Here is a 25617-nt window from a genome sequence, read left to right on the forward strand (position 1 = left end):
CGGCCCCGGCCTGCGCCGGGGCGACGGTGATCGCCAATCACCGCGCCGCGTCCATCGCGTCGCGCATCCGCTTCACGCTCTCGGCCAGCCCGAGGAAAATCGCCTCGCCGATCAGGAAATGGCCGATGTTGAGCTCGCGCACCTGCGGGATCGCGGCGATCGGTGCGACATTGTCATAGGTCAGCCCGTGGCCGGCGTGGACCTCGATGCCGTTCTTCGCCGCCAGCGCCGCCGCGTCGGCGATCCGCCGCAACTCCTCCGCCTGATCCGCGCCCGACAGCTCGCAATAGCGGCCGGTATGCAGTTCGACGACCGGCGCGCCGAGCCGCACCGCCGCGTCGATCTGCGCGGCCGAGGGTTCGATGAACAACGACACGCGGATGCCCGCCCCCGTCAGGTCGGCGACGAGCGGCGCGAGATGGGCGAACTGCCCCGCCGCGTCCAGCCCGCCCTCGGTGGTGCGCTCCTCGCGCTTTTCGGGGACGATGCAGGCGGCGTGCGGGCGATGTTTCAGCGCGATGCCGCGCATCTCATCGGTCGCTGCCATTTCGAAGTTGAGCGGGATCGTCAGCTCGGCCGACAGCCGAGCGATATCGTCGTCGGTGATGTGGCGCCGGTCCTCGCGCAGATGCGCGGTGATGCCGTCCGCGCCAGCCTCGGCGGCGACCAGCGCCGCGCGCACCGGATCGGGATAGCCCGCGCCACGCGCATTGCGCACCGTCGCGACATGATCGATGTTGACGCCGAGGCGGAGTGTGTTGGTCACGCGGGCGCACCCTTTCCGTTCGTGCCGAGCGAAGTCGAGGCACCTGCGTTCCGGGCCTGTCCCTCGACTTCGCTCGGGACGAACGGGGCGGGGGTGGCGACCGTCACGCCGCCGCCCGGCTGCCGGGCTTGATCGCCCGGATCGCCGCAAGCTCTGGCGGCAGCGCATCGGCGGCATAGGTTGGCACGTCGATGCGGACCAGCGGGAAGAACGGCACGCCGAGATCAGCGGTCCCGTTCGAGCGATCGACCAGCGATCCCGCCGCCACGGTCACGCCGCCCGCGCGCCCGATCGCCGCGATCGCCTCGCGCGAGGACAGGCCGGTCGTGACCACGTCCTCCATCATCAGCACGCGCGTGCCGGGCGCGAGGCGGAAGCCCCGGCGCAGTTCGAACACGCCCTCGGGCCGTTCCAGGAACATCGCCTCGACGCCGAGCGCGCGGCCCATCTCGTGCCCCGCGATCACCCCGCCCATCGCCGGCGATACGACCGCCTGAATGCTGTCGCGAATCTCCGCCGGCAAGCTGGCGGCGAGCGCCTCGGCCAGCCGCGCGCCGCGACGCGGGTCCATCAGCACGCGCGCGCATTGCAGGTAGCGCGGGCTGCGCAGCCCCGAGGACAGGATGAAATGCCCTTCGAGCAACGCGTCGGCGGCGCGGAATTCGGCAAGGACTTGGTCTTCGGTCATCGGCGCTGGCTCGGCAGGTTGGGCGGACAAGGTGCGCCTGATTAGGAGGCGTGTCGCTCGGGCGCAACGCCGGGGACGTGCGGCATCGCCAAATAAACACGGCTTCGTGCTTGAGGGCGGCGGGTCGCTTGCGTATAGGTCGGAAAAATTGGGCGTAATCTCGCCCGGCGTCGTAGCAGGACTCGGCGTATTCTACAGGGGCGAGGATACGGGATGCGGATCATGGGCTTGAAGGGCATCGTACTTGCGGCGGGCCTCGCGCTTGCCGGCTTGGGGCAGGCTGTGGCCGCCCCCGCCGCGCCGCCGGCAGCGCCCGCTGTGGCGGCTGCTCCTGCCAAGGCCGATCCGATGCTCGCGATGGACGGCGCGCCCGCGATGCTGCCGGTCGCCGGAATCGGCATGCCGGTCGACGGCAAGGTCACGATCCAGCCGCAGGTGACGCCGAATGGCCGTCGCGCCTTGTGGTTCCATGACGTCATCCTGTTCCCGCTCATCACGATCATCTGCGTGTTCGTGCTGCTCCTGCTCGCCTGGGTGGTGGTGCGCTATCGCCGCGCCGCGCAGCCGGTGGCGACCAAGACCTCGCACAACACCATCCTCGAAGTGTTGTGGACCGGGTTGCCGGTGCTGATCCTGCTCGGCATCGCTTTGCCGTCGATCGGCCTGCTCAACGCGCAGTACAAGCCCGCGCCAGACAATGCCGTGACGCTCAAGGCGATCGGCAACCAATGGTATTGGTCGTATCAATATCCCGACAATGGCGGGTTCGAGATCACGGCCAACATGCTGAAAGAGCCGAAGGAAGTCGGCAAGGGCGAGCGCGCCCGCACCGATGCCGACGGCCCGCGCCTGCTCGCCACCGACAACCGCGTTGTGCTGCCGTACGGCGTGCCGATCCGCCTCATCACCACCTCGAACGACGTGATCCATAGCTGGGCGATCCCCGCGTTCTGGATCAAGCTCGATGCGGTGCCGGGGCGCCTCAACGAGACCAGCTTCACGATCGAGAAGCCCGGCGTCTATTTCGGCGTCTGCTCCGAACTGTGCGGCGCGCGCCACGGCTATATGCCGATCACGGTCGAGGCGGTGTCGCCAGCCGTATTCGCGCAGTGGGTGAAGGCGAAGGGCGGCACGATGCCGACCGGCAAGCCCGCCGCCGCGATCGCCGCCGCGCAGCCGTTGCCCGAAACGGGCGCTGCGTTCGAAGCGGGCAATTCGACTGCACCCGTCGATAATGCGACGGAGCAAGCTCCTACAGTCACTCAAGGCGCGACGGCCAATCCCGCCGGCGCCGGCAATGCGGGACAATAAGGCATGACCGACACCGCGCTCCATCCGTCCGCCTTCGAGGCGCATGGCGACCACGGCCACGGCCACGCGCATCATGACGCGGACCACAAGCCCGCCTTCTTCGCGCGTTGGTTCATGTCGACCAACCACAAGGACATCGGCACGCTCTACCTGCTCTTCGCGATTTGCGCGGGGATCATCGGTGGCGGGATTTCGGGGCTGATGCGCGCCGAACTGTCGCAGCCGGGTATCCAGTATCTCAACTATTGGGCGGCGTGGCTGCCCGGCGGCGAACAGGGCCTCGACCATTCGCTGCACCTGTGGAACGTGCTCATCACCGCGCACGGCCTCATCATGGTGTTCTTCATGGTGATGCCCGCGATGATCGGCGGGTTCGGCAACTGGTTCGTGCCGATCATGATCGGCGCGCCCGACATGGCGTTCCCGCGCATGAACAACATCAGCTTCTGGCTGCTGATCCCCTCGTTCACGCTGCTGCTCGCCTCGCCGTTCTTCGGCGGCGCCGGCACCGGCTGGACCGTGTATGCGCCGCTCTCCACTTATGGCGAGCCGGGGCCGAGCGTCGACATGGCGATCCTGTCGCTGCATCTCGCCGGTGCGTCGTCGATCCTCGGCGCGATCAACTTCATCACCACCATCTTCAACATGCGCGCGCCGGGCATGACGCTGCACAAGATGCCGCTGTTCGTCTGGTCGGTGCTGGTGACGGCGTTCCTGCTGCTGCTGTCGCTGCCCGTGCTCGCCGCCGCCATCACGATGCTGCTGACCGACCGCAATTTCGGCACGACCTTCTTCGATCCCGCCGGCGGCGGTGATCCGATCCTGTACCAGCATCTGTTCTGGTTCTTCGGCCACCCCGAAGTGTACATCATGATCCTGCCGGGCTTCGGCATCGTCAGCCATGTCATCTCGACCTTCTCGAAGAAGCCGATCTTCGGCTATCTCGGCATGGCCTATGCGATGGTGGCGATCGGCGTGGTCGGCTTCGTGGTGTGGGCGCACCACATGTTCACCACCGGCCTCAGCGTGAACACCAAGATGTACTTCACCGCCGCGACGATGGTGATCGCGGTGCCGACCGGCATCAAGATCTTCTCATGGATCGCGACGATGTGGGGCGGTTCGCTCACCTTCAAGACGCCGATGCTGTGGGCGATCGGCTTCATCTTCATGTTCACCGTCGGCGGCGTGACCGGCGTGGTGCTCGCCAACGGCGGCATCGACGATTACATGCAGGACAGCTATTACGTCGTCGCGCACTTCCACTACGTGCTGTCGCTCGGCGCGGTGTTCTCGCTGTTCGCGGGCTTCTATTACTGGTTCCCCAAGATGTCGGGGCGGATGTACAACGAAGCGCTCGGCCAGGTGCATTTCTACATTTTCTTCATCGGCGTGAACATGCTGTTCTTCCCGATGCACTTCCTGGGGCTGCAGAACATGCAGCGCCGCGTGCCGGATTACACCGATGCGCTCCAATATTGGAACCACTTCGCCACGATCGGCTATATGGTCATGGCGTTCTCGATGATCTTCTTCTTCGTCAACATCATCTGGTCGCTGTTCGCGGGCAAGCCGGCGGGTGACAGCCCGTGGGGCGAGGGTGCGACGACGCTCGAATGGACGCTGTCGAGCCCGCCGCCCTACCACCAGTTCGAGACGCTGCCGGTGATCGACGGCGGCGATGGCCATCACTGACATGGGTACGGCCGCGATCGTTTCGGGTCGCGGCCTTTCCGCAAAGGTCGCGCGCCTGTATGGCGCGGTTCCATCATGACCGTCACCACCGCACCTTCCCCCATCGTCCCGGCGCACGCGCGCGATTTCCTCGCGCTCACCAAGCCGCGCGTGATGAGCCTCGTCGTCTTCACCGGCCTGTGCGGGATGCTCGCCGCGCCGGTGCGGATCGATCCCGTGATCGGCTTCACCGCGATCCTGTGCATCGCGCTCGGCGCGGGCGCGGCCGGCGCGCTCAACCAATGGTATGAGGCCGATCTCGACGCCAAGATGCGCCGCACCGAACGCCGCCCGCTCCCCGCCGGACGCATGGACCGCGAGACCGCGCTCCAGTTCGGCGTCGGCCTGTCGGCGTTCTCGGTGATCCTGATGGGGCTGGCGGTGAATCTCGTCGCCGCCGCGATCCTGGCCGTGTCGATCCTGTTCTACGTGCTGGTCTATACCGTCTGGCTCAAGCGCCGCACCCCGCAGAACATCGTCATCGGCGGCGCCGCCGGCGCGTTCCCGCCGCTGATCGGCTGGGCTGCCGCGACCGGCGGCGTGGCGCCGCTGCCGCTGCTGCTGTTCGCGCTCGTCTTCCTGTGGACGCCGCCGCATTTCTGGGCACTCGCGCTGTTCATGCGCAGCGATTACGGCGCGGCGGGCATCCCGATGCTGCCGGTGGTGGCGGGCGAGCGCGTCACCCGGCGGCAGATCGGCCTGTACACGATCCCGATGGCGCTGACCGCACTCGCGCCCTGGGCCTTGGGGCTGAGCGGCATGCTTTATGGCGCGGTGGCGCTGGTCACGACCGGGGTGTTCGCCGGGCTTGTCGTGCATGTCGCGACGCGCACCACTGGCCCCGACGACCGGATGGTGCCGGAGAAGCGGCTGTTCGCCTGGTCGATCCTGTATCTGTTCATCATCTTCGGCGCGGTCGTCGCCGACAAGTGGCTCGCCTGATGGCCAAGCGCGATGACGAGATCCGCGCGCGGCAACGCTCGCGCGCGCTGGTGCTGGGGCTGATCCTCGGCGCGTTCGTGGTGCTGGTGTTCGCGATCACCATCGCCAAGATCAAGGCGGGGATGGCACATTGAGTCCGAAGCTGCGCACCGCATTGCTGGCGATGATCCCGCTGGTGTTCATGACCGGGCTGGCAAGCGCGAGCGTGCCGCTATACCGGATGTTCTGCCAGGCGACCGGCCTCAACGGCACCACGCAGCGCGCCAACGCCGCGCCCGGCGCGGTCGATCACACGATTCGCATTGATTTCGACACCAACGTCGCGCCGCACATGGGCTGGAAGTTCGTACCCGAATCGCCGAGCGACACGGTCGATGTCGGCGCGCGCGACATGGCGTTCTTCACCGCCACCAACACGACCGATCACACCATCACCGGCAGCGCGACCTTCAACGTCACGCCGTATCAGGTCGGCAAATATTTCACCAAGATCCAGTGCTTCTGCTTCACCCAGCAGACGCTCAAACCCGGTGAGACCGCACGCATGCCGGTGATCTTCTTCGTCGATCCCAAGATCCTCGCCGATCCCGATGCGAACGACGTGCAGACGATCACGCTCAGTTACACATTTTACCCGGTGGATTCCACGAAGACCAAAGGCTAGGGTGCCACCAAACCGATAAACGGGGACGAGAGAGATGGCCGGCGCTAAGAACCACGCATATCATATCCTGCCGCCGGACATCGCGCCGATCATGGGCGCGTTCGCCGGCGGCGTGATGGCGGTCGGCGGCATTATGTGGATGCACTCGGCGGCGTACGGCGGCGCGGTGTTCTTCCTCGGCGTGGCACTCGTCATCGCGACGATGTTCCTGTGGTGGGGCAAGGTTCTCACCGAGGCGCATGCCGGCGACCATACCCCCGTCGTCCAGCTTCACCTGCGCTACGGCATGGTGCTGTTCATCGCCTCCGAAGTGATGTTCTTCGTCGGCTGGTTCTGGGCGTTCTTCGATTTCTCGCTGTTTCCGCGCCCGCTGATCTACGATGCGGTCAGCCGCACCGTCAGCCTCGCCACCGATGCGGCGGCGGCGAACGCGGTGTGGCCGCCCAAGGGGCTGGAGGTGATCGACGCCTTCCGTTTCCCGCTGCTCAACACGTTGATTCTGCTGCTGTCTGGCACGACGCTGACGTGGTCGCACCACGCGCTGATCCACAACCAGCGCGGCGGCGCGCTGAAGGGGCTGTGGGGGCTGATCGGCGTCGGCGAGCATGACAGCGTAAAAAAGGGGCTGTGGCTGACGATCGTGCTCGGCCTGATCTTCAGCTCGATCCAGGCCTATGAATATTCGGAGGCACCGTTCCCGTTCAAGGGGATCAATTACACCTCGGCGTTCTTCATGGCGACCGGGTTCCACGGCTTCCACGTCATCATCGGCACGATCTTCCTGATCGTGAATCTCGTGCGCGTCTATCGCGGCGATTTCACTCCGCGCCAGCATTTCGGCTTCGAGGCAGCGGCCTGGTATTGGCATTTCGTCGACGTGGTGTGGCTGTTCCTGTTCGCGGCCATCTATGTGTGGGGCGGCTGGGGAGCGCCGGTCCACGCAGGTTGAGCGTGCGCTGGTGACGGCTCCCGATCCCGTGGCGCCGACACCGCCCAGTTCTACGCCGCCCACGACACCGCCGAGTCTCGTCGAGGCTTCGCTGAAGGGGCTGTGCCCGCGCTGTGGTTCGCCGACTTTGTTCAACGGCTGGACTGCCTTCGCCGATCGCTGCCGTGTGTGCGGGCTCGATATCGCGGGCTTCAATGTCGGTGACGGGCCGGCGGCGTTCCTGATCCTGATCCTCGGCGCGATCGTCGTCGGGCTGGCGATCTGGCTGCAACTCACGCTCGCGCCGCCGTTCTGGCTGCAGGCGTTGATCTGGATTCCGGTCACGCTCGGCGGCACGATGTGGTCGCTGCGCATCACCAAGGCGGCGCTGCTCGTCAGCGAATATCGCAACGCCGCGCGCGAGGGGCGAATCGCGCCTTGAAGCGACGCGTTCCGATCATCGCCACGCTGCTCGTCGCGCTCGCCGTCGCGGCGATGATCGGGCTGGGCGTGTGGCAACTCCAGCGCAGGGCCGAGAAGGAAGCGCTGCTCGCCCGACTGGCGGTGAACCGAGACCTGCCCGCGATCACTTTCCCGCGCGTGCCGCTCGGCGATGACCTGCTGTTCCGGCGCGCGGGCGCCCTCTGCCTGCAACCGGCGGGCTGGAGCAGCGAAGGCGGGCATGACGCGCGTGGCAAGCCCGGCTGGCGCCAGATCGCGCATTGCCGCACCGGCGCGGAAGGCCCGGGCTTCGCGGTGCAGATCGGCGTGAGCGGTGCGCCCAACACCAAACCGACATGGCGCGGCGGCAGGGTGGAGGGCTATCTCGCGTATGCGCCCGATCACCAGCCGCTGATCGCGGGGCTGTTCGGCCGCGTGCCCCGGACGCTGATCATCGTCGCCGATCCGCCGCTCGCCGGACTGGCGGCGAACCCGCCGGCCGATCTGTCGTCGGTGCCCAACAACCATCTCGCCTATGCGGTGCAGTGGTTCGTGTTCGCGGGGATCGCGGCGATCATTTATGCGCTGGCGTTGCGGAAGCGGGGCTGACCACCGCCATCGTCACCCCAGCGCAAGCTGGGGTCTTTCGCGGCTCTTGTCACGCGCTGTTCCGAAAGACCCCAGCTTGCGCTGGGGTCACGTCTAACGGGCGGCTGGGGCACCTGCTTCCAAAGGCTCAGCACGAACGGAGGGCAGGACGCCGCGAACGGCAGGTTGCGATGAACCGCACACGTCGCTAACCCGACCGGCCTATGCGCTACATCAGCACGCGCGGGGATGCGCCCGCCCTCGATTTCGAACAGGTCACGCTCGCCGGCCTCGCCAGCGATGGCGGCCTGTACCTGCCCGAAGCCTGGCCGAGCCTCTCGACCGAGGAGATCGCGGCACTGCGCGGCGCGTCCTATGTCGACACCGCCGTCGCGGTGATGGCGCCGTTCGTCGAAGGCACGCTCTCGCGCGAGGATCTGCGGAGCTTGTGCGAGCAAGCCTATGGCCGCTTCGCCCACGCCGCCGTCACCCCGCTTGTCCAGCTCGATCACCAGCATTGGCTGCTCGAACTGTTCCACGGCCCGACGCTCGCGTTCAAGGATGTCGCGCTGCAATTGCTCGGGCTGATGTTCGAGCGGTTCCTCGCCGGCTCGCAGCATCACGTCACCGTGATCGGCGCGACCTCGGGCGATACTGGCTCGGCGGCGATCGACGCGCTCGCGGGCCGTGCCGGCGTCGATATCTTCATGCTGCACCCCAAGGGCCGAGTGTCCGAGGTGCAGCGCCGCCAGATGACCACCGTGCTCGCCCCCAACGTCCACAATCTCGCGCTGGAGAATGCCAGCTTCGACGATTGTCAGGCGCTGGTGAAGGCGATGTTCAACGATCCTGATTTCTCGGGCACGTTCGCGCTGTCGGCGGTCAATTCGATCAACTGGGCGCGGCTGATGGCGCAGGTGGTCTATTATTTCTACGCCGCCGTCCGGCTCGGCGCGCCCGAGCGGCCGGTCGCGTTCGCGGTGCCGACCGGCAATTTCGGCGATGTGTTCGCCGGCTATGTCGCCGCGAAGATGGGCCTGCCCGTCGCCAAGCTGATCGTCGCGACCAACGTCAACGACATCCTCCACCGCGCGCTCAGCGCGGGCGACTATTCGCAAGGCACCGTCGTGCCGACACCGAGCCCGTCGATGGACATTCAGGTGTCGAGCAATTTCGAGCGGCTGCTGTTCGATCTTGGCGGGCGCGACGGGCATGCGCTCGCCGCGCAGATGCAGGGGTTCGAGGCGAGCAAGGCGATGCGGCTTACCAACGCGCAGGCCGGTGGCGCGTCGGCGCTGTTCGCCAGCGACCGGATCGATCTCGACGACATGGCGCTGGCGATGCGCTGGGCGAGCGAGGATGCGGGGCAAGTGATCGACCCGCACACCGCGATCGGCCTCGCCGCCGCGCGCCGCGCCGGGCTGCCGGCGGATGTGCCGGTGGTGACGCTCGCGACGGCGCACCCGGCCAAGTTCGGCGATGCGGTCGAGCGCGCCACGGGTATGCGCCCGAGCCTGCCCGCGCGCGTCGGCGACCTGTTCGACCGCGAGGAACGCTATGCGACGTTGCCCGGCACGTTCGAGGCGGTGACGGCGTATATCGCCGAGCGTGCGGTGGCGCGGTGAGGTTGCATTCCGCGCTTCTCCCCTCCCTGAAAGAGCAACGGGTGAACAGCGCCCCGCGCTGTTCAGGTCATGCCGGGGGCATGACCGACCCGTTGCTGGGTCGGGGGTGGGTCGGCTCGAGGCCGGCGCGGCGTTCCCCCGAGACCAACCCATCCCTAACCCCTCCCTTCCAGGGAGGGGAATAGGATGCAGCTTCAAACCCTCATCGCCGAACCGTGGCCTGATTACGGGCTGATCGACTCGGGCAACGGCCGCAAGCTCGAACGCTACGGCCGCTTCCGCTTCATCCGCCCCGAGCCGCAGGCGATGTGGGCGCCGGCGTCGGACCATTGGGAGGCCGACGGCGATTTCATCGGCGCGTCGGACGAAGAGGGCGGCGGGCGCTGGCATCTGTCGCGCGACGTGCCGCGCGGCGGCTGGCATGTGCGCTGGGAGGAGTTGCTGTTCACCGCGCAGAACACGCCGTTCCGTCACCTCGCGTTCTTCCCCGACATGGCACCGCAATGGGCGTGGATGCGCGAAGCCATCGCCGAGGGTGACCAGGTGCTCAACCTGTTCGGCTATACCGGCGTCGGCACGCTGGCGCTGGCGGCCAAAGGCGCGGGCGTCACGCATGTCGATGCCTCGAAGAAGTCGGTCGAGGCCGGCAAGGCCAATGCCTTCCTGTCCGATCTCGCCGACCGTCCGATTCGCTGGATGGTCGATGACGCGACCAAGTTCGCCGCGCGCGAGGTCCGGCGCGGCAAGCGCTATGACGGAATTTTCCTCGATCCACCCAAGTTCGGGCGCGGTCCCGATGGCGAAGTGTGGCGGCTCGAAGAAGGGCTGCCCGGCCTGATCGCGGATTGCCGCCGGCTGCTTGATGCCGACAGCAAGTTCCTGGTGCTGACCGTCTATGCGGTGCGGATGTCGGCGCTGGCGATCGGCGAGGTGGTGCGTCAGGCGCTCGGCGATCTCGGCGGCACGGTCGAGGTCGGCGAGATGGCGGTGCGCGAGGAAGCGCGCGGGCTGCTATTGCCGACTGCGATTTTCGCGCGCTGGCGGCGGTGATCGTCGCCCCGGCGCAGGCCGGGGCCGCTGCATGTCGGGCGATCCGTTCGCCAAATTACCCAGCGGCCCCGGCCTCCGCCGGGGCGACGAAACGGGCTATTCCATTGCCACGCGCATCGCCGCGCCCGCGACGAACGGCGCGCCGGCGACCAGCACGAGGCTGACCGCGCCGAGCAGCTTCAGCGCGCCCGCACCGCCGTCGAGCGCACCCGCGCCGAAGATCAGTAGCGGCACCGCGAGCGGCAGCATCAGCAGCCCCGCTAGCGCGCCCGCGCCGCGCATCCCCGCGATCAGCGCCGACGTCGCCACCGCCAGCGCGGCGAGGCCGGGCGTGCCGATCAGCAGCCCGAGTTCGACCCGCCCGAGCGTCACCGCCGGCAGCCCGAGCAACCCGGCGGCGACCACCGCCGCCAGCATCAACGGCGGCGCGAAGCTCAGCCAGTGCGCGAGCATCTTGGCGGCGGCGACGCCCGCCATTGAAAACCCGCGCACGCCGAGCTGATCGAACACGCCGGCCTCGGCATCGGGGCCGATCAGCCGCTCGACCGGCAGCAGCGCGGCGAGCAAGGCGGCGGCCCAGATCACCCCGCCGCCGATGCGCGCGAGCAGGACGGTATCGGGGCCGACCGCGAACGGAAACAGGATCGCGACGAGCAGGAAGAACGCGACCGGGTTGACCATGCCGCCGCCCGCCCAGGCAAGCCGCAGGTCGCGCGCGATGAGGCGAACCATCCCGCTCACAGCGCGACTACCCGTGCGCCCGGCAGCGCGATATCGGTGTGAGTCGCCACCAGTGCGATGCCGCCACGGGCGCGGTGTTCAGCGACGAGCGCTTCGAGGGTCGCCACGCTGGCGGCGTCGAGACCGTTGGCGGGTTCGTCGAGCAGCCAAAGCGGCGCCTCACTCGCCACCACCCGCGCGAGCGCAGCGCGGCGGCGCTGCCCGGTCGAGAGCAATCGCACCGGCACCTGCGCCAGCGTCGCCAGCCCGGTCGCGGTCAGCGCGTCCGCGACCCGCCGCGCCGGCTCCGGTACGGCATCGAGCGCCGCCCAGAAGCGCAGCGCGTCTTCAAGTGTCTGTCCGGAATCGAGCGCCGCGGCTTCCGCCATCAGCGCGCAGGGCGGCGCTTCGACGCGGCCTTCGGCGGGGGCGAGCAGCCCGGCGGCGATCCGCAGCAGGCTCGATTTGCCCGCACCGTTCGGCCCCGTCACCAACGCCGCGTCGCCGGGTGCGAGCGTGAAACGCAGCCCAGCGAACAGCCTGCGCCCGCCCCGCACGCCCGTGACGCCATGAAAGGCGAGGCGGGGTGGTTGATCGTGGTCGGCCATCGGCTATGCCTTAGGCGATAAGGCGCATCCCGCGCCAGCCACGAGGATGCACGCGATGGTGGAGCAACTGAACGACATCGAACGCGCCGACGCACTCGATGAACTCGATGAGTGGGATTATGACGAGGCGCGCGACGCGATCACGCGCACCTTCACCTTCGTGGATTTCTCGGCGGCGTTCGGCTTCATGGCGCGAGTCGCCCTGCTCGCCGAAAAGGCCGATCACCATCCCGAATGGAGTAATGTCTGGAACCGCGTCGATATCCTGCTGACGACGCATGATGCGGCCGGACTGTCGCACCGCGACATGGACCTTGCCCGCGCGATCGACGCTTTGTTGGTGTAACCGCCGGGCGTCAGAGCAGCCCGGCGATCCTGAAGTGGCCGAGCAGCATCAGGCTGGTCAGCACGAACGAAACGACTGCGAAAGCAACGGGCCGCACCATCGGAACCTCCCGAACCGGAATGTCCCCGATCATGCGATCGGGGCGATGGAGACGGCGGTGCTGACCAGCACGACGGTGACGAACAGCGCGCCGACGAGCGAAGTGGCGATCTGCTGGAGCGATTCGATACGAGCGTTCATGAGGATATTCCCTGTGTAAGTGGTGCGCCGGACCATCCGACGACCGATGCCAGAGGGATTGCAGAGAGCGTGCCAAGTCGCGAGAAGTGTTGTTTTACAAGATGATGGCAAAATCCCGTTCCGCTGGGGTCAATTTTGCGCGGTGCAACGCGCCAAGTCTTGGTAAAAAATCCCAAGGCCGGCAGGAAAATTTCGTCCGGCGTCTTTTGATCGCGTCAGCCTTCGCGACGCTGGCGGATCGTACCCGACGCGGCTAGGCGAAACCGATGCGTGTCTCAGCCGCCGATCTCGATCTCGCCACTGCCCTCGCCGAAGCGGCGGGTGCGGCGATCCGCCCTTATTATCGCAAGCCCGCCGGGCTGGAGGCGAAGGACGATGCCTCGCCCGTCACGCTTGCCGACCGCGCGGCGGAAGCGGCGATGCGTGCGCTCATCGAGCAGCGCTTTCCCGACGATGCGATCATCGGCGAGGAATATGGCGTGCGCGAGGGGACGAGCGGCCGCGCCTGGGTGCTCGATCCGATCGACGGTACGCGCGCGTTCATCTCGGGCCGGCCGATCTTCGGCACGCTGATCGCCTTGGTCGCGGAGGGCTGGCCGGTGCTCGGCGTGCTCGACCAGCCGATCCTGGGTGAGCGCTGGGTCGGCACGATCGGCCGGCCGACCCTGTTCAACGGCCAGCCGGCGGCGACGCGGCGTTGCGCGGATCTGTCGAAGGCGCTGCTCGGCACCACCTCGCCCGCGCTGTTCGACGACGGCCAGTTGCACGCCTTCGAACATCTCGACGGCGCGGTGATGAGCACGGTGCTGGGCGGCGATTGCTACAATTACGGCTGCGTCGCGAGCGGCTGGCTCGACATCGTCGTGGAGGCGGGGCTGAAGCTGCACGATTTCGCCGCACTGGTGCCGATCGTCGAGGGTGCCGGCGGACGGATGTGCGACTGGCAGGGCGACCCGCTCACCGCCGATAGCATCGGCGAGGTGATCGCCGCCGGCGATCCGGCGCGGATCGACGATATCCTCGAGGCGATGGCCTGCCGGGGGCACTGAGCGACCGCCTGCCGTTCGTGCCGAGCGAAGTCGAGGCACCTGCGCTCTTGCCTAGTCCCTCGACTACGCTCGGGACGAACGGAGCGTCAGAAAATCCCCAGAAACTTCTTGCCCTGGGCGCGCTTTTCGCCCGGCGCGGCCTTGCCGTTCTCGGATTTGGCGGTGGTGCCCTTGCCGACATCGTCGCGCGGCTTGCCGCCCTTGGTGCGCTGCGCCGAGGCAGGCGCGCCGGCGAGGACCGGCCCGCACTTCGCCGCCTTGGCGTCTCCGATATCGACGAACGCCAGCACCGTCGCCAGCGGCGTACCAACGATGCCGAGCGCCAGCCCCGCGCCGGCGCGCTCGATCAGGTCGCCGCTGATCGGGTTGATGCCGGGCTTGGCGAAGCTGCCCTGAATGCCGATCGGCGATTGCCCCGAGAACAGGCTGAACTTCTTGCCGTCGGCGCGGAACGCCATGTCGAGCGCCTCGTTGCGGAAGCTGAAGCCGCCACGGCCGAGCATCACGTTCTTGGTCGTGTCGATCAGGATCGGGTCTGCCGCCGCGACGCCGTTCCGAACGGTGAAGCCGATCAGCCCGCAATTGATGTGGACCGGCTCCTTGAGCTTCCCTTGCAGCATCTTCTGCGCGAACGTGCCGATATCGAGTTCGGCGATCTGCACGTTACGCGTCCAGAAACTGCCCTCGGGCATGATGAAGGCGATCCGGCCCTGCGCGTTCGACAGCGACTGGTGCACCGTATCGCCGACCCCGGCGAGCTGGATGCGGCCCTTGACCACGCCGGTCGTCCCCGCCTCGTCGACGCCATAGCCGGCGAGCAGCTTGCCCATCGGCGTCGGCGCGAGGCGGATGTCGTAATCGGTGTGCATCGGCACACGCCGCTCATCCATCACGATGTCGGCGGCGACATTGCCGCGCGCCATCGAGAAGGTGAGCGGTGACAGCTTGAGCAACCGATCGACCAGCGACACGGTGAGGTCGATATGCGAGATCGGCACGTTGCGCGACCGCACCACGCCGACCGTCCAATGCGCGTCGGCATCGAAATTCTTGATCGATTCGACGCGCAGATTGGCGTCGGGCAGGATTCGCGTCGCGCCCGCGCCGGTCTCGGCGGCGGCGGCGATCGCGCCCTTGGCGGCGACGGTATCCGGGTTGTAGCCGATGAACGGCGCGGCATCGATGATGTCGAGCGAGCGCGTCGCCAGCGCGGCGTCGATTTTGAGGCGCGGGCGGATGTTGCGGATCGTGAACTTGCCCGTCAGGTCGCTCGCGCCGAACCGCCCGACGAGGTGGGTGAAGGCATATTCGTCGCCGGTCTTCACCAGTTGCGCGCGCGCGGTGTAGGTGCGCGTGCGCGGGATGACGACGCCGATGATGTCGAGCAGCTCGGCGGCGTTGCGCCCGCGCGCCTTCACGTCGAGCGGCACGCCTTCGATGTCGGTCAGGCCGGGCAGCGTCCCCGACACGTCGATGATATTGTGCGCGGCATTGGCGGTCAGTCGCAGTTCGTTCTTGCCGCGCCGCACCGTATCGTTCGGCGAGAGCATCGCGCCCGACAGTGTGAACGGCGTGTCGCGCACCATGCCGTCGCCGGTGAAGCGGATCGCCTGCGTGATGCTGGTGCCCTGCGACCGGATCGGTTCGAACGCCAGATCGGCGGTCAGCCGCATGCGCGGATCGCGGTAGCGCAGCGTGGTCCGCGCGACGAGCGCGCGCTGGATCAGCGGCAGCACGAACGGCTTGGCATCGTCCTTCTTCTCGCCGAACGTCCAGCTATTGCGGGTATGTGCCGCATCCCATTCGAGATCGATCGCGCCCTGCGTGAGATCGAGGAAGTGCAGCCGCTTGCGCCCCCAGATCAACGAGAGCGGCGCGATCCGCGTGTCGATCCGCCCGGCCTCGAACAGATTGGGCCGGGTCGCCCATTTCGGATTGGAGACGGTCATCCCTTCGGCGAGGAACTTGATCGTGATCGGGTCGAAATAGAGCTGGAAATCGCCGCGCACCTTCACGTCGCGCTCGATCAAGCCAGCGGTGATCCGCTCGAACGGATGTTTGAGGAAACGGCCCTTGGTGATGTACAGCACCAGCCACACCAGAAAGAGCGCCGCGACGATGCCGACCAGCACGTTGCGCGCGATTCGCCAGCCACGCCCGAGCCGCCGCCGGGGCGCGGGCTTGGGCGAATCGTCGAGGGCAGACGGTGTGCGGTCGGCGGTTTCCATGCGACTGCTAACCCCCGGCTGCATAAAGCGGTTCCGATGGTTGCATTTGGTTGCATTCCGCAGCGCGAATCGCTAAGCGCCCCGCTTCCCGCGAGTAAGAGGAACTGCCCGGCCGGTATGGGCTGCCGTGGCCGTTCATAGATCGTCGCGAACAAGAAAGGACGAGAAATGCCCAAACTCAAGACGAAGAGCGGCGTTAAGAAGCGCTTCAAGTTCACCGCCACCGGCCTGTTGAAGCACGGCGTCGCCGGCAAGCGCCACCGCCTGTTGCACCACAACGGCAAGTACATCCGCCAGAACCGCGGCACCAAGGTTCTCGCCAAGGCGGATACCGCAGCAGTGAAGGCCTGGGCGCCTTACGGCCTGCGTTGAGCGGAAGGATATAGATAGATGGCACGCGTAAAACGGGGTGTTACCACCCGCGCCAAGCACAACCGGATTCTCGATCAGGCGAAGGGCTATTATGGCCGTCGCAAGAACACGATCCGCATCGCCCGTCAGGCCGTCGAAAAGGCTGGCCAATATGCGTATCGCGACCGCAAGGTTAAGAAGCGCAACTTCCGCGCGCTGTGGATTCAGCGTATCAACGCCGCCGTGCGCGTCGAGGGGCTGACCTATGCCACCTTCATGCATGGCGTGAAGCTCGCCGGTATCGAACTGGACCGCAAGGTTCTGGCCGACATCGCGATGCACGAAGGCGCTGCGTTTAGCGCGATCATCGCGCAAGCGAAGGCGGCTCTGCCCCAGGCCGCCTGAGCGGACTGTAGCGCCAAGCGAATCGGGGCGTCGGTGGCAACACCGGCGCCCTTTTCGTTGGGGTTTGCGCGCTCTCCCGTTCGTGCTGAGCATCCCGACGGGGGAAAGATCGGTAATGGTTCAAGGGAACCCGTCATGGCGCTGAACACCTGGTGGCTGTACGTCACCGTCGTCTTCCTGGTCGCCGGCACGCCCGGCCCCAACATGCTGCATGTGATGGTGCAGAGCATCCAGCACGGCACGGCCCGCGCGCTCGCGTCGATGGCGGGGCTGATGAGCGCGGTGCTGCTGTGCCTGCTCGCCTCGGCGGCGGGGCTGGGCGCGCTGCTCAAGGCGTCGCCGCTGCTTTACGACATCATCCGCTATGTCGGCGTCGCCTATCTGGTGTGGCTCGGCATCAAGGCGTGGCGCGCGCCGGTCGGCAATCCGCAGGACGGCGAAGCGACGCGGCAGCGCTCGCTGCGGGCATTGTACATGACCGGGCTTGGCACCGGCCTCTCCAACCCCAAGCTGATCGTGTTCGCCGCCGCGCTGTTTCCGCAGTTCCTCGATCTGCACCGCCCGTTCGCGCCGCAGCTCGGCATTCTGGTCGCCAGCTTCGTGGTGATCGAAAGCGGCTGGTATTGCATCTATGCGTTCGGCGGGCGTTCGCTCGCGGCGTGGCTCGCGCCGGCCAACCGGCGGCGGCTGTTCAACCGCGGATCGGGGCTGATCTTCATCGGTTTCGGCGCCGCGCTGCTCGGCAGCCGCGTCTGACCGCTTGACCTGAGCCGCGCGCTCGGCTTCGACGCCCGCGTCCCCAAGGAATCCATGATGGCTGATCTCGACCACCTCCATACCGACCTGATCGCGCGGATCGACGCCGCCGACAGCCTCGACGCGCTCGATGCGGTGCGCGTCGCCGCGCTCGGCAAGCAGGGCGCGGTGACGGCTTTGCTCAAGACGCTCGGCGGGATGTCGCCCGACGAGCGCCAGCAGCAAGGCCCGCGCATCCAGGCGCTGCGCGAAGGCGTGACCGCCGCGATCGCCACGAAGAAAGCCGCGCTCGACCGCGCCGAGCTCGACGCGAAGCTCGCCCGCGAAACGCTCGACATGACCTTGCCCGCCGAGGCCGCGCCGGTCGGCAGCATCCACCCGGTCAGCCAGGTGATGGACGAGCTGGCGGAAATCTTCGCCGATCTCGGCTTCGCGGTCGCGACTGGCCCCGAGATCGAGACGCAATGGTACAACTTCACCGCGCTCAACATGCCCGAGACGCATCCCGCGCGGGCGATGCACGACACCTTTTACCTGAACGCCAAGGACGGCGAAGAAGCGCGCGTGTTGCGCACCCACACCAGCCCCGTGCAGATCCGCGCGATGCAGGCGGCGGGCGGCACCAAGCCGATCCGCATCATCGCGCCGGGCCGCACCTATCGCAGCGACAGCGACGCCACCCACACGCCGATGTTCCATCAGGTCGAGGGGCTGGTGATCGACAAGGGGATCACGCTCGGCCACCTCAAATGGACGCTGGAGACCTTCCTCAAGGCGTTCTTCGAGCGTGACGATATCGTGCTTCGGCTGCGCCCGAGCTACTTCCCCTTCACCGAGCCTTCCGCCGAGGTCGATGTCGGCTTCTCGGTGGTCAACGGCAAGCGCGTGATCGGCGGTTCCGATGGCTGGATGGAAGTGCTCGGCTCGGGCATGGTCCACCGCACGGTCATCGAAGCGGGCGGCTATGATCCGAATGAATGGCAGGGTTTCGCGTTCGGCTGCGGGATCGACCGGCTGGCGATGCTCAAATACGGCATGGACGATCTGCGCGCCTTCTTCGACGGCGACGCGCGCTGGCTCAAGCACTACGGCTTCTCCGCGCTCGACGTGCCGACCCTGAGCGGCGGGGTGGGGGCGTGACCCTGTTTGATCGTCACCCTAGCGCAAGCTGGGGTCTCCCCGTGGCGGGCGGTGCCGCCAACCTACAGAAAGACCCCAGCTTGCGCTGGGGTGACGGACGGATCGCATGAAATTCACCCTCTCCTGGCTCCACGACCATCTCGACACCAGCGCGTCGCTCAACGAGATCGTCGATACGCTCACCCGCATCGGCCTTGAGGTCGAGAGCGTCGACAATCCCGGCGCCAAGCTCGCCGCGTTCCGCGTGGCGAAGGTGCTCACCGCCGAGCGCCATCCGCAGGCGGACAAGCTGCAAGTCCTCTCGGTCGACGCCGGTGACGGACCGATGCAAGTCGTGTGCGGCGCGCCCAACGCGCGCGCCGGTCTCGTCGGCGTGTTCGGCATGCCCGGCGCGACCGTGCCGGCCAACGGCATGGTGCTCAAGGTCGCGGAGATTCGCGGTGTCGTTTCGAACGGCATGATGTGCTCGACGCGCGAACTCGAACTCGGCGACGATCATGACGGCATCATCGAACTGCCCAGCGATGCGCCGATCGGCGCCGCCTATCCCGATTATGCCGGCCTCAACGATCCGGTGATCGACGTCGCGATCACCCCCAACAAGCAGGATTGCATGGGCGTGCGCGGTATCGCGCGTGATCTCGCCGCAGCGGGGCTGGGCCGGCTCAAGCCGCTGGTGGTGCCGGGCACGACGGTCACGCCAGCGCCGGTCGCGGGCGAGGGCGCCGGACCGGACATCCGTATCGACGATAGCGTCGGTTGCCCGGCCTTCTACGGCCAGACCGTCGCCGGCGTCAGCAACAGCACCGCGCCCGAATGGATGACGCGGCGGTTGCAGGCGATCGGGCAGAAGCCGATCTCGGCTTTGGTCGACATCACCAACTATGTGTCGTTCGATCTCGGACGGCCGCTCCACGTCTATGATCGCGCCAAACTGCCGGGCGGCCTCGTCGCGCGCAAGGCGACATCCGGCGAGCAACTGCTGGCGCTCAACGGCAAGACCTACACGCTCGACGAGAGCATGACCGTCATCGCCGACGATCGCGCTGCGCTCGGCATCGCCGGGATCATCGGCGGTGAAGACTCGGGGTGCAGCGACACGACCTCCGACGTGCTGATCGAATGCGCCTATTTCGATCCCGAAAGCATCGCCCGCACCGGCCAGAAGCTCGCCGTCACCAGCGACGCACGTCAGCGCTTCGAACGCGGCGTCGATCCCGCGTTCGTCGAGGACGGCCTCGCCATCGCCACGGCACTGGTGCTGAACCTGTGCGGCGGCACGCCCGGCGGCATTACCCGCGCCGGCGAGCCGCCGGTGCCCGCCACGGTGATCGCCTATGATCCGGCGCGCGCCGAGACGCTCGGCGGCCTCTTCGTCGCGCCCGAGCGCCAGCAGGCGATCCTCGAAAGCCTTGGCTTCACCGTCTCGGCAGATTGGCACGTCGGCGTGCCGAGCTGGCGCCGCGATGTGGAAGGCGTGCCCGATCTCGTCGAGGAAGTGATCCGCATCGAGGGCATCGACCATGTCCCGCCGGTGCCGCTGCCGCGCATCCCCGGCGTCGCCACGCCAACCGCCACACCCGAGCAGAAGACCGAGCGCCGCGTCCGCCGCGCCGCCGCCGCGCGCGGGCTCAACGAAGCGGTGACCTGGAGCTTCGTGTCCGAAGCCGAAGCCGCGCCTTTCGCCAATGTCTCTGGGGGTGGCGCCTGGACCCTCGCCAACCCGATCAGCGAAGACCTCAAGGTGATGCGTCCGTCGCTGTTGCCGGGGCTACTCTCCGCCGCCGCGCGCAACCTCAAGCGCGGCGCGGACGGCGTGCGGCTGTTCGAGATCGGCCGCCGCTATCTCGCCGAGGCCGAGCGCGCCACGCTCGGCGTGGTGCTGGCCGGCGAGAAGCGCGCGCGCGGCTGGCAGGGCGGCAAAGCGCTGGGCTTCGACGCGTTCGACGCCAAGGCCGAGGCGATCGCGCTGCTCGCGGCGGCAGGTGCGCCGGTCGAGAATCTCCAGATCTTCGGCGAGGCCGGCGAGCATTGGCACCCCGGCCAGTCGGGCACGTTGCGGCTTGGCCCCAAGACGGTGCTCGCGGCGTTCGGCATCGTCCATCCGCTCACGACGCGCGCGTTCGATCTCGACGGCACGGTTGCGGCGGTCGAACTGTATCTCGATGCGATCCCCGCCAAGCGCGGTGGAACCGGCTTCATGCGCCCCGCCTATGCGCCGCCCGCGCTCCAGCCGGTGCGGCGCGACTTCGCCTTCACCGTCCCCGCCGGCCTCGCCGCCGACGCGCTGGTGCGCGCGGTGAAGGGTGCCGACAAGGCGACGATCACGGCGGCACGGCTGTTCGACCTGTTCGAGCGCGACGGTGTGCGCTCGATGGCGATCGAAGTGACGCTGCAACCCGCCGACAAGAGCTTCACCGACGAGGCGCTGAAGGCGATTGCCGACAAGGTGGTGGCGGCGGCGGCGAAGCAGGGCGCGGTGCTCAGAGGCTGAGGAGAAGGCGGAATGGCTGATCTGGTCGAGATTACGGGTGCGGGGCTGTCGGCGGCAATCAACCCGTTCGGCGCGGAGCTGACGCATCTGCGCGACGGCCAAGGCCGCGAGCTGATGACCGATGCCGATCCGGCGTTCTGGACCGGCCATGCGCCGCTGCTGTTCCCCTTTGTCGGGCGGCTGAACGGCGATGTGCTGCGGCTCGACGGCGCCGAATATCCGATGAAGCAGCATGGCTTTGCCCGCCGGAGTGCCTTCACTTTGGTCGAACAGGACGAGTCGCAGGTACGCTTCCGGCTGGAGGACGATGCCGGGACGCGCGCGGTATACCCGTTCGCCTTCGCGCTCGACGCGGCCTATGCGATCGACGGCGCAACGCTGACGGTCGCGATCACCATCGCCAATCGCGGCGATGCGCCGATGCCGGCAAGTTTCGGCTTCCACCCCGCCTTCGCCTGGCCACTGCCTTACGGTGAACCTCGCGCCGATCACCGGATCGTGTTCGCGGCGGATGAACCGGGTACGCTGGTCGCGCTCAAGGACGGACTCACCGCGTCGGGCGAACGACCGTCGCCGCTCGACGGGCGCGTGCTGCACCTGTCGGACGCGATCTTCGCCGACGATGCCTTGATCTGGGACGGCCTCGCCTCGCGCAGCGTCAGCTACGGCGCGGCCACCGGCCCGCAGCTTGAGATCGCCTTTCCCGACACCGAGAAGCTCGGCATCTGGACCAAGCCCGGCGCGGCGTTCGTCTGCATTGAGCCGTGGCATGGCATCGCCGACCCGCAGGGCTATGCCGGCGATTTCCGCGACAAGCCCGGCGTGTTCGAGATTGCACCCGGCGCGGCGTGGACGTGCCGGATGGAGATCACGCTGCGATAACGCGGAAATCGTCACGCCCTTGCAACGTCCGGCGCGCTTGCGCATTCAAGGTGCCAGCGACAACGACCGTGAAGGGCCAGCGCGATGCGTCTCGACGATTTCGATCCTAACATTAATGTCGAGGATCAGCGCGGCCAGGGCGGCGGCGGCTTTGGTGGCGGTGGCGGCGGCGGCATGCTGCTCGGGCTGTTGCCGATGGTGTTCAGCCGCTTCGGCTGCGGCGGCGTCGTGGTGTTGCTGATCGCGCTCGCGGTGTTTGGCGGGCTGGGCAGCCTCGGCGGCGGTGGCAGCGGCGTTCGCACCAGCGCGCCGACCGAGCAGACCGCCGGCGCGGGCCACGGCACCGATACCAAATCGAGCTGCACCATCGATGCCGCCAGCAAGGTCGCGTGCAACGCCTTCAGTTCGGCCGACAAGACCTGGGCGGCGCTCTTCCAGCAATCGGGCGAGAAGTTCGTCGCGCCGAAGCTGGTGTTCTATTCGGGCAGCGGCCGTTCGGGCTGCGGTGCCGCGCAGAGCGCGATGGGGCCGTTCTACTGTCCGCAGGATCAGGGCGTCTATCTCGACACCAGCTTCTTCGACGAACTCGGCAATCGTTTCGGCGCCAAGGGCGATTTCGCGCAGGATTACGTGATCGCGCATGAATTCGGCCATCACATCCAGAATTTGATGGGAACCTCCGCCAAGGTCGCACAGGCCGAGCGCAGCGGCAGCGAGGCCGAGGGCAACAAGATGTCGGTGCGGCTTGAGCTGCAGGCGGATTGCTACGCCGGCGTCTGGGCCGCGCAGAACCGCGACCGGCTCGATCCGGGCGATATCCAGGAAGGCATGACCGCAGCGCATGCGATCGGCGACGATACGCTCCAGAAGCAGGCGCAGGGCCGCGTCGTGCCCGACAGCTTCACCCACGGCACCTCGGCACAGCGCGAACATTGGCTCAAGACCGGCCTCGACAGCGGCGATCCCGCGCAATGCGACACGTTTTCGGGGGCGATCTGAACAATCGCGGCGGCGATCAGCAACGTTTTGTCACGCAGACGGAACGGGTGGGCAGGTCGCGACGTTAAGCCTTCAAGTAGGAGGAGCCTGAACCATGCTGTATACTATCGCCGTCATCCTCGTTGTCCTGTGGCTGCTCGGCTTTGCCGTGCATATCGGCGGTGGCTTGATCCACTTGCTGCTCGTGATTGCCGTTATCGTGGTGGTCATCCAGCTCATCACGGGCCGTCGCGCACTATAACGATCGAACGAATATAGCCCGTTCGTGCTGCGAGAAATCGAAGCACGAACGGGTTTTATCTATTCTACTCTCTGCGGCTGCTCAGTCCGCGAACAGCAAGACCGGCGTTTCCAGATAGCGCTTGAGCGCCTGCACGAAGCTCGCCGCGTCCCAGCCATCGACGACACGGTGGTCGCAACTGATCGACAGGTTCATCAGCTTGGCGCGGACGATATCGTCGCCCCGGAAGACGGGCCGCTCGACGATCTTGTTCGGCCCGATGATCGCCACTTCTGGGCGGTTGATGACCGGCGTGGTCGCGATCCCGCCGAGCGGCCCGAGCGATGTCACCGTCAACGTCGATCCCGACAATTCCGAACTGCTCGCCTTGCCGGTCCGTGCCGCCTCGGCCAGCCGCACGATCTCGGCGGCCAATTGCCACACATTGCGGTCCTGCGCGTCGCGGATGACCGGCACCATCAGCCCGGCATCGGTCTGCGTTGCCATGCCGAGATGCACCGCGCCAGCCCTCGTCACCACGCCCGCCTCGTCGTCATAGCGCGCGTTGAGCATCGGGAAGGCGGGGATCGTCTTGCAGATCGCCGCGATCAGCAGCGGCAGCATCGTAAGCTTGGGGCGATCACCGCGATTGGCGTTGAGGTCGGCACGCATATCCTCGATCGCGGTGACATCGATCTCATCGACATAGGTGAAGTGCGGGATCGCGCGCTTCGATGCCGCCATGTTCTCGGCGATGCGGCGGCGCATGCCGATGACCTTGATCGCCTCATCCGGGCGGGCGTGCGACGTGTGCGGTGCGTGATAGCCCTGTGCCGAACCGTAGCGGAGATAGGCGTCGAGATCGGCGTGGCGGATGCGCTCGCCCTCGGCGGGCTTCACCTGTGCGAGGTCGATGCCGAGGTCCGCCGCACGCGCCCGGACGGCGGGAGAGGCGAGCACTTTCGCATTCTCTCCCCTCCCTGAAAGGGAGGGGTCGGGGGTGGGTTGGCTTGTGGCGGGCGCACGATCGGCCTCGGGCCGACCCACCCCTAGCCCCTCCCTTTCAGGGAGGGGAACAGGTCGCGCGATCTCCTCCACCCCCGGATTTTCCGCCTCAAATGCCTGCTCCACCGGCGCAGGCACATCGACCGGCCGCAGCGCCGGCGCCTCTTCGGCATCCATATCGACCGCATCGGTCTCGATCACCACCAGCGCCGCGCCGATCGACACCTGTTCGCCGACCTCGCCGGCCAGTGCGATCACCGTGCCCGACACGGGCGATTCCATCTCGACCGTCGCCTTGTCGGTCATCATGTCGGCGACGCGCTGGTCCTCCTCGATACGGTCGCCCACCGCGACGTGCCACGCGACGATCTCGGCCTCGGAAATGCCCTCGCCGATGTCGGGGAGTTTGAAGGTAAAGCGGGCCATATCAGTCCTTCATCACTTTCTTCAGCGCCTCGCCGATCCGCACCGGGCCGGGGAAATACGCCCATTCGAGGCTGTGCGGGTAGGGTGTGTCGAAGCCGGTCACGCGCTCGATCGGCGCTTCGAGATGGTAGAAGCAGCGTTCCTGCACCAGCGCCGACAGTTCCGCGCCGAACCCGCCGGTGCGCGTCGCTTCGTGGATGATCATGCAGCGCCCGGTCTTCTTCACCGACGCTTCGATCGTCTCGATATCGAGCGGTACGAGCGTGCGCAGGTCGATGATCTCGGCATCGACGCCAGCATCTGCGATCACGGCGCTCGCGACATGCACCATCGTGCCATAGACGAGGATCGTCAGCGCCTCGCCTTCGCGCACAACGTTGGCCTTGCCGAGCGGGATTTTGTAATAGCCCTCGGGCACCGCGCCGGCGGGATGCTGCGACCAATTCTGCGTCGGGCGATCCCAATGGCCGTCGAACGGGCCGTTGTAGATTCGCTTGGGCTCGAAAAACAGCGTCGGGTCATTGTCCTCGATCGCGGCGATCAGCAGCCCCTTGGCGTCATAGGGTGTCGACGGGATCACCGTCTTGATGCCGGATACGTGCGTGAAGATACCTTCGGGCGATTGCGAATGCGTCTGCCCGCCGAAAATGCCACCGCCGAAGGGCGAGCGCACCGTGATCGGCGCGATGAACTCGCCTGCCGAGCGATAGCGCAGCCGCGCCGCCTCGCTCACCAACTGGTCGAGCGCGGGGTAGATGTAATCGGCGAACTGGATCTCGGGCACTGGCCGCAGCCCGTATGCGCCCATCCCGACCGCGACGCCGATGATGCCGCATTCGGTGATCGGCGTGTCGAACACGCGGGTCTTGCCGTATTTCGCCTGCAATCCGGCGGTCGCGCGGAACACGCCGCCGAAATAGCCGACGTCTTCGCCCATCACGATGACGGCGGGATCGCGATCCATCATCACGTCCATCGCCGAGTTGATCGCCTGGATCATGTTCATGCGGG

At 67.1% G+C, this 25617-nt stretch carries 27 protein-coding genes; 20 read left to right on the forward strand and 7 right to left on the reverse strand.

Annotated features, from left to right (window positions below; all coding sequences use genetic code 11):
- Positions 1-37: 37 nt before the first annotated feature.
- Entirely contained in the window at positions 38-766 is a 729-nt protein-coding gene (locus EWE75_RS04335; protein WP_130155476.1) for a pyridoxine 5'-phosphate synthase, read from the reverse strand.
- Between the two features lie 103 nt (positions 767-869).
- A complete protein-coding gene (gene pyrE, locus EWE75_RS04340) occupies positions 870-1454 on the reverse strand; it encodes an orotate phosphoribosyltransferase (RefSeq protein ID WP_130155477.1) in 585 nt (194 codons plus the stop codon).
- Between the two features lie 213 nt (positions 1455-1667).
- On the opposite strand from pyrE, the gene coxB reads away from it, so the two are divergent.
- From coxB to EWE75_RS04385, 10 genes are all read left to right on the forward strand, one after another.
- Complete coding sequence (gene coxB / locus EWE75_RS04345; RefSeq protein ID WP_130155478.1) at positions 1668-2765, forward strand: cytochrome c oxidase subunit II; 1098 nt, start codon at positions 1668-1670, stop codon at positions 2763-2765.
- Between the two features lie 3 nt (positions 2766-2768).
- Positions 2769-4460, forward strand: a complete 1692-nt coding sequence (ctaD, locus tag EWE75_RS04350) for a cytochrome c oxidase subunit I (RefSeq protein WP_130155479.1) — start codon at positions 2769-2771, stop codon at positions 4458-4460.
- A 75-nt stretch (positions 4461-4535) separates the two neighbouring features.
- On the forward strand, positions 4536-5441 hold the full coding sequence (locus EWE75_RS04355) for a heme o synthase (protein WP_130155480.1): 906 nt from the start codon (positions 4536-4538) through the stop codon (positions 5439-5441).
- Positions 5441-5575 (forward strand): hypothetical protein, encoded by a 135-nt coding sequence (locus EWE75_RS26025; RefSeq protein WP_276204603.1) that lies wholly within the window; start codon positions 5441-5443, stop codon positions 5573-5575. The genes EWE75_RS04355 and EWE75_RS26025 overlap by 1 nt, the downstream gene beginning before the upstream one ends.
- Positions 5572-6105, forward strand: a complete 534-nt coding sequence (locus tag EWE75_RS04360) for a cytochrome c oxidase assembly protein (protein ID WP_282432661.1) — start codon at positions 5572-5574, stop codon at positions 6103-6105. The genes EWE75_RS26025 and EWE75_RS04360 overlap by 4 nt, the downstream gene beginning before the upstream one ends.
- 34 nt (positions 6106-6139) lie before the next feature.
- Positions 6140-7054: a cytochrome c oxidase subunit 3 gene (locus EWE75_RS04365; RefSeq protein WP_130155481.1), complete on the forward strand. Its 915-nt coding sequence runs from the start codon at positions 6140-6142 to the stop codon at positions 7052-7054.
- 28 nt (positions 7055-7082) lie between these two features.
- The gene (locus EWE75_RS04370) at positions 7083-7475 is read left to right on the forward strand and encodes a DUF983 domain-containing protein (protein ID WP_427915770.1); all 393 of its coding nucleotides are present in this window, start codon (positions 7083-7085) and stop codon (positions 7473-7475) included.
- Entirely contained in the window at positions 7472-8083 is a 612-nt protein-coding gene (locus EWE75_RS04375) for an SURF1 family cytochrome oxidase biogenesis protein (RefSeq protein WP_282432662.1), read from the forward strand. Before EWE75_RS04370 ends, EWE75_RS04375 begins: the two co-directional genes overlap by 4 nt.
- A gap of 203 nt (positions 8084-8286) precedes the next feature.
- Positions 8287-9687 (forward strand): threonine synthase, encoded by a 1401-nt coding sequence (thrC, locus tag EWE75_RS04380; RefSeq protein ID WP_130155483.1) that lies wholly within the window; start codon positions 8287-8289, stop codon positions 9685-9687.
- 186 nt (positions 9688-9873) lie between these two features.
- Positions 9874-10737, forward strand: a complete 864-nt coding sequence (locus EWE75_RS04385) for an RsmD family RNA methyltransferase (protein ID WP_130155484.1) — start codon at positions 9874-9876, stop codon at positions 10735-10737.
- Between the two features lie 96 nt (positions 10738-10833).
- Here EWE75_RS04385 and EWE75_RS04390 read toward each other — a convergent pair whose 3' ends face one another.
- Both EWE75_RS04390 and ccmA read right to left on the reverse strand, forming a co-directional pair.
- Positions 10834-11469, reverse strand: a complete 636-nt coding sequence (locus EWE75_RS04390) for a heme exporter protein CcmB (protein ID WP_130155485.1) — start codon at positions 11467-11469, stop codon at positions 10834-10836.
- Between the two features lie 5 nt (positions 11470-11474).
- Positions 11475-12065 (reverse strand): heme ABC exporter ATP-binding protein CcmA, encoded by a 591-nt coding sequence (gene ccmA, locus EWE75_RS04395; protein ID WP_130155486.1) that lies wholly within the window; start codon positions 12063-12065, stop codon positions 11475-11477.
- Positions 12066-12120: 55 nt separating this feature from the next.
- Here ccmA and EWE75_RS04400 point away from each other — a divergent pair, with 55 nt between their 5' ends.
- Together EWE75_RS04400 and hisN are read left to right on the forward strand one after the other, a co-directional pair.
- Positions 12121-12411 (forward strand): 4a-hydroxytetrahydrobiopterin dehydratase, encoded by a 291-nt coding sequence (locus tag EWE75_RS04400; RefSeq protein ID WP_130155487.1) that lies wholly within the window; start codon positions 12121-12123, stop codon positions 12409-12411.
- A gap of 506 nt (positions 12412-12917) precedes the next feature.
- On the forward strand, positions 12918-13700 hold the full coding sequence (hisN, locus tag EWE75_RS04405; RefSeq protein ID WP_130155488.1) for a histidinol-phosphatase: 783 nt from the start codon (positions 12918-12920) through the stop codon (positions 13698-13700).
- A gap of 86 nt (positions 13701-13786) precedes the next feature.
- Here hisN and EWE75_RS04410 read toward each other — a convergent pair whose 3' ends face one another.
- Complete coding sequence (locus EWE75_RS04410) at positions 13787-15928, reverse strand: AsmA family protein (protein WP_130155489.1); 2142 nt, start codon at positions 15926-15928, stop codon at positions 13787-13789.
- Between the two features lie 168 nt (positions 15929-16096).
- Between EWE75_RS04410 and rpmI the strand changes: the two genes are divergently transcribed.
- From rpmI to EWE75_RS04450, 8 genes are all read left to right on the forward strand, one after another.
- A complete protein-coding gene (gene rpmI / locus EWE75_RS04415) occupies positions 16097-16300 on the forward strand; it encodes a 50S ribosomal protein L35 (protein WP_069203665.1) in 204 nt (67 codons plus the stop codon).
- Between the two features lie 18 nt (positions 16301-16318).
- Complete coding sequence (gene rplT, locus EWE75_RS04420) at positions 16319-16684, forward strand: 50S ribosomal protein L20 (protein WP_069203664.1); 366 nt, start codon at positions 16319-16321, stop codon at positions 16682-16684.
- A gap of 135 nt (positions 16685-16819) precedes the next feature.
- Positions 16820-17440, forward strand: coding sequence for a LysE family translocator (locus tag EWE75_RS04425; protein ID WP_130155490.1), 621 nt, complete (start codon positions 16820-16822; stop codon positions 17438-17440).
- 54 nt (positions 17441-17494) lie between these two features.
- On the forward strand, positions 17495-18580 hold the full coding sequence (pheS, locus tag EWE75_RS04430) for a phenylalanine--tRNA ligase subunit alpha (protein WP_130155491.1): 1086 nt from the start codon (positions 17495-17497) through the stop codon (positions 18578-18580).
- Positions 18581-18686: 106 nt separating this feature from the next.
- Complete coding sequence (gene pheT / locus EWE75_RS04435; RefSeq protein WP_130155492.1) at positions 18687-21074, forward strand: phenylalanine--tRNA ligase subunit beta; 2388 nt, start codon at positions 18687-18689, stop codon at positions 21072-21074.
- A 12-nt stretch (positions 21075-21086) separates the two neighbouring features.
- On the forward strand, positions 21087-21956 hold the full coding sequence (locus EWE75_RS04440; protein WP_130155493.1) for an aldose 1-epimerase family protein: 870 nt from the start codon (positions 21087-21089) through the stop codon (positions 21954-21956).
- Between the two features lie 84 nt (positions 21957-22040).
- Positions 22041-22955, forward strand: coding sequence for a KPN_02809 family neutral zinc metallopeptidase (gene ypfJ / locus EWE75_RS04445; protein WP_130155494.1), 915 nt, complete (start codon positions 22041-22043; stop codon positions 22953-22955).
- Between the two features lie 94 nt (positions 22956-23049).
- On the forward strand, positions 23050-23196 hold the full coding sequence (locus tag EWE75_RS04450; protein WP_130155495.1) for a lmo0937 family membrane protein: 147 nt from the start codon (positions 23050-23052) through the stop codon (positions 23194-23196).
- 81 nt (positions 23197-23277) lie between these two features.
- Here the strand turns inward: EWE75_RS04450 and EWE75_RS04455 are convergent, their stop codons facing one another.
- Both EWE75_RS04455 and EWE75_RS04460 read right to left on the reverse strand, forming a co-directional pair.
- Positions 23278-24606, reverse strand: coding sequence for a dihydrolipoamide acetyltransferase family protein (locus EWE75_RS04455; protein ID WP_130155496.1), 1329 nt, complete (start codon positions 24604-24606; stop codon positions 23278-23280).
- Position 24607: 1 nt separating this feature from the next.
- Positions 24608-25612: an alpha-ketoacid dehydrogenase subunit beta gene (locus EWE75_RS04460; RefSeq protein ID WP_130155635.1), complete on the reverse strand. Its 1005-nt coding sequence runs from the start codon at positions 25610-25612 to the stop codon at positions 24608-24610.
- Between the last annotated feature and the right edge of the window lie 5 nt (positions 25613-25617).

Source organism: Sphingomonas populi (assembly GCF_004208535.1).
Taxonomy (GTDB): Bacteria; Pseudomonadota; Alphaproteobacteria; order Sphingomonadales; family Sphingomonadaceae; genus Sphingomonas; species Sphingomonas populi.

Bases quoted from the DNA above. Each gene is read 5' to 3' on its own strand.
- pyrE (WP_130155477.1), bottom strand. From the start codon at position 1,454: ATGACCGAAGACCAAGTCCTTGCCGAATTCCGCGCCGCCGACGCGTTG.
- coxB (WP_130155478.1), top strand. From the start codon at position 1,668: ATGCGGATCATGGGCTTGAAGGGCATCGTACTTGCGGCGGGCCTCGCG.
- ctaD (WP_130155479.1), top strand. From the start codon at position 2,769: ATGACCGACACCGCGCTCCATCCGTCCGCCTTCGAGGCGCATGGCGAC.
- EWE75_RS04355 (WP_130155480.1), top strand. From the start codon at position 4,536: ATGACCGTCACCACCGCACCTTCCCCCATCGTCCCGGCGCACGCGCGC.
- EWE75_RS26025 (WP_276204603.1), top strand. From the start codon at position 5,441: ATGGCCAAGCGCGATGACGAGATCCGCGCGCGGCAACGCTCGCGCGCG.
- EWE75_RS04365 (WP_130155481.1), top strand. From the start codon at position 6,140: ATGGCCGGCGCTAAGAACCACGCATATCATATCCTGCCGCCGGACATC.
- thrC (WP_130155483.1), top strand. From the start codon at position 8,287: ATGCGCTACATCAGCACGCGCGGGGATGCGCCCGCCCTCGATTTCGAA.
- EWE75_RS04385 (WP_130155484.1), top strand. From the start codon at position 9,874: ATGCAGCTTCAAACCCTCATCGCCGAACCGTGGCCTGATTACGGGCTG.
- EWE75_RS04390 (WP_130155485.1), bottom strand. From the start codon at position 11,469: ATGGTTCGCCTCATCGCGCGCGACCTGCGGCTTGCCTGGGCGGGCGGC.
- ccmA (WP_130155486.1), bottom strand. From the start codon at position 12,065: ATGGCCGACCACGATCAACCACCCCGCCTCGCCTTTCATGGCGTCACG.
- EWE75_RS04400 (WP_130155487.1), top strand. From the start codon at position 12,121: ATGGTGGAGCAACTGAACGACATCGAACGCGCCGACGCACTCGATGAA.
- hisN (WP_130155488.1), top strand. From the start codon at position 12,918: ATGCGTGTCTCAGCCGCCGATCTCGATCTCGCCACTGCCCTCGCCGAA.
- EWE75_RS04410 (WP_130155489.1), bottom strand. From the start codon at position 15,928: ATGGAAACCGCCGACCGCACACCGTCTGCCCTCGACGATTCGCCCAAG.
- rpmI (WP_069203665.1), top strand. From the start codon at position 16,097: ATGCCCAAACTCAAGACGAAGAGCGGCGTTAAGAAGCGCTTCAAGTTC.
- rplT (WP_069203664.1), top strand. From the start codon at position 16,319: ATGGCACGCGTAAAACGGGGTGTTACCACCCGCGCCAAGCACAACCGG.
- EWE75_RS04425 (WP_130155490.1), top strand. From the start codon at position 16,820: ATGGCGCTGAACACCTGGTGGCTGTACGTCACCGTCGTCTTCCTGGTC.
- pheS (WP_130155491.1), top strand. From the start codon at position 17,495: ATGATGGCTGATCTCGACCACCTCCATACCGACCTGATCGCGCGGATC.
- pheT (WP_130155492.1), top strand. From the start codon at position 18,687: ATGAAATTCACCCTCTCCTGGCTCCACGACCATCTCGACACCAGCGCG.
- EWE75_RS04440 (WP_130155493.1), top strand. From the start codon at position 21,087: ATGGCTGATCTGGTCGAGATTACGGGTGCGGGGCTGTCGGCGGCAATC.
- ypfJ (WP_130155494.1), top strand. From the start codon at position 22,041: ATGCGTCTCGACGATTTCGATCCTAACATTAATGTCGAGGATCAGCGC.
- EWE75_RS04450 (WP_130155495.1), top strand. From the start codon at position 23,050: ATGCTGTATACTATCGCCGTCATCCTCGTTGTCCTGTGGCTGCTCGGC.
- EWE75_RS04455 (WP_130155496.1), bottom strand. From the start codon at position 24,606: ATGGCCCGCTTTACCTTCAAACTCCCCGACATCGGCGAGGGCATTTCC.
- EWE75_RS04460 (WP_130155635.1), bottom strand. From the start codon at position 25,612: ATGAACATGATCCAGGCGATCAACTCGGCGATGGACGTGATGATGGAT.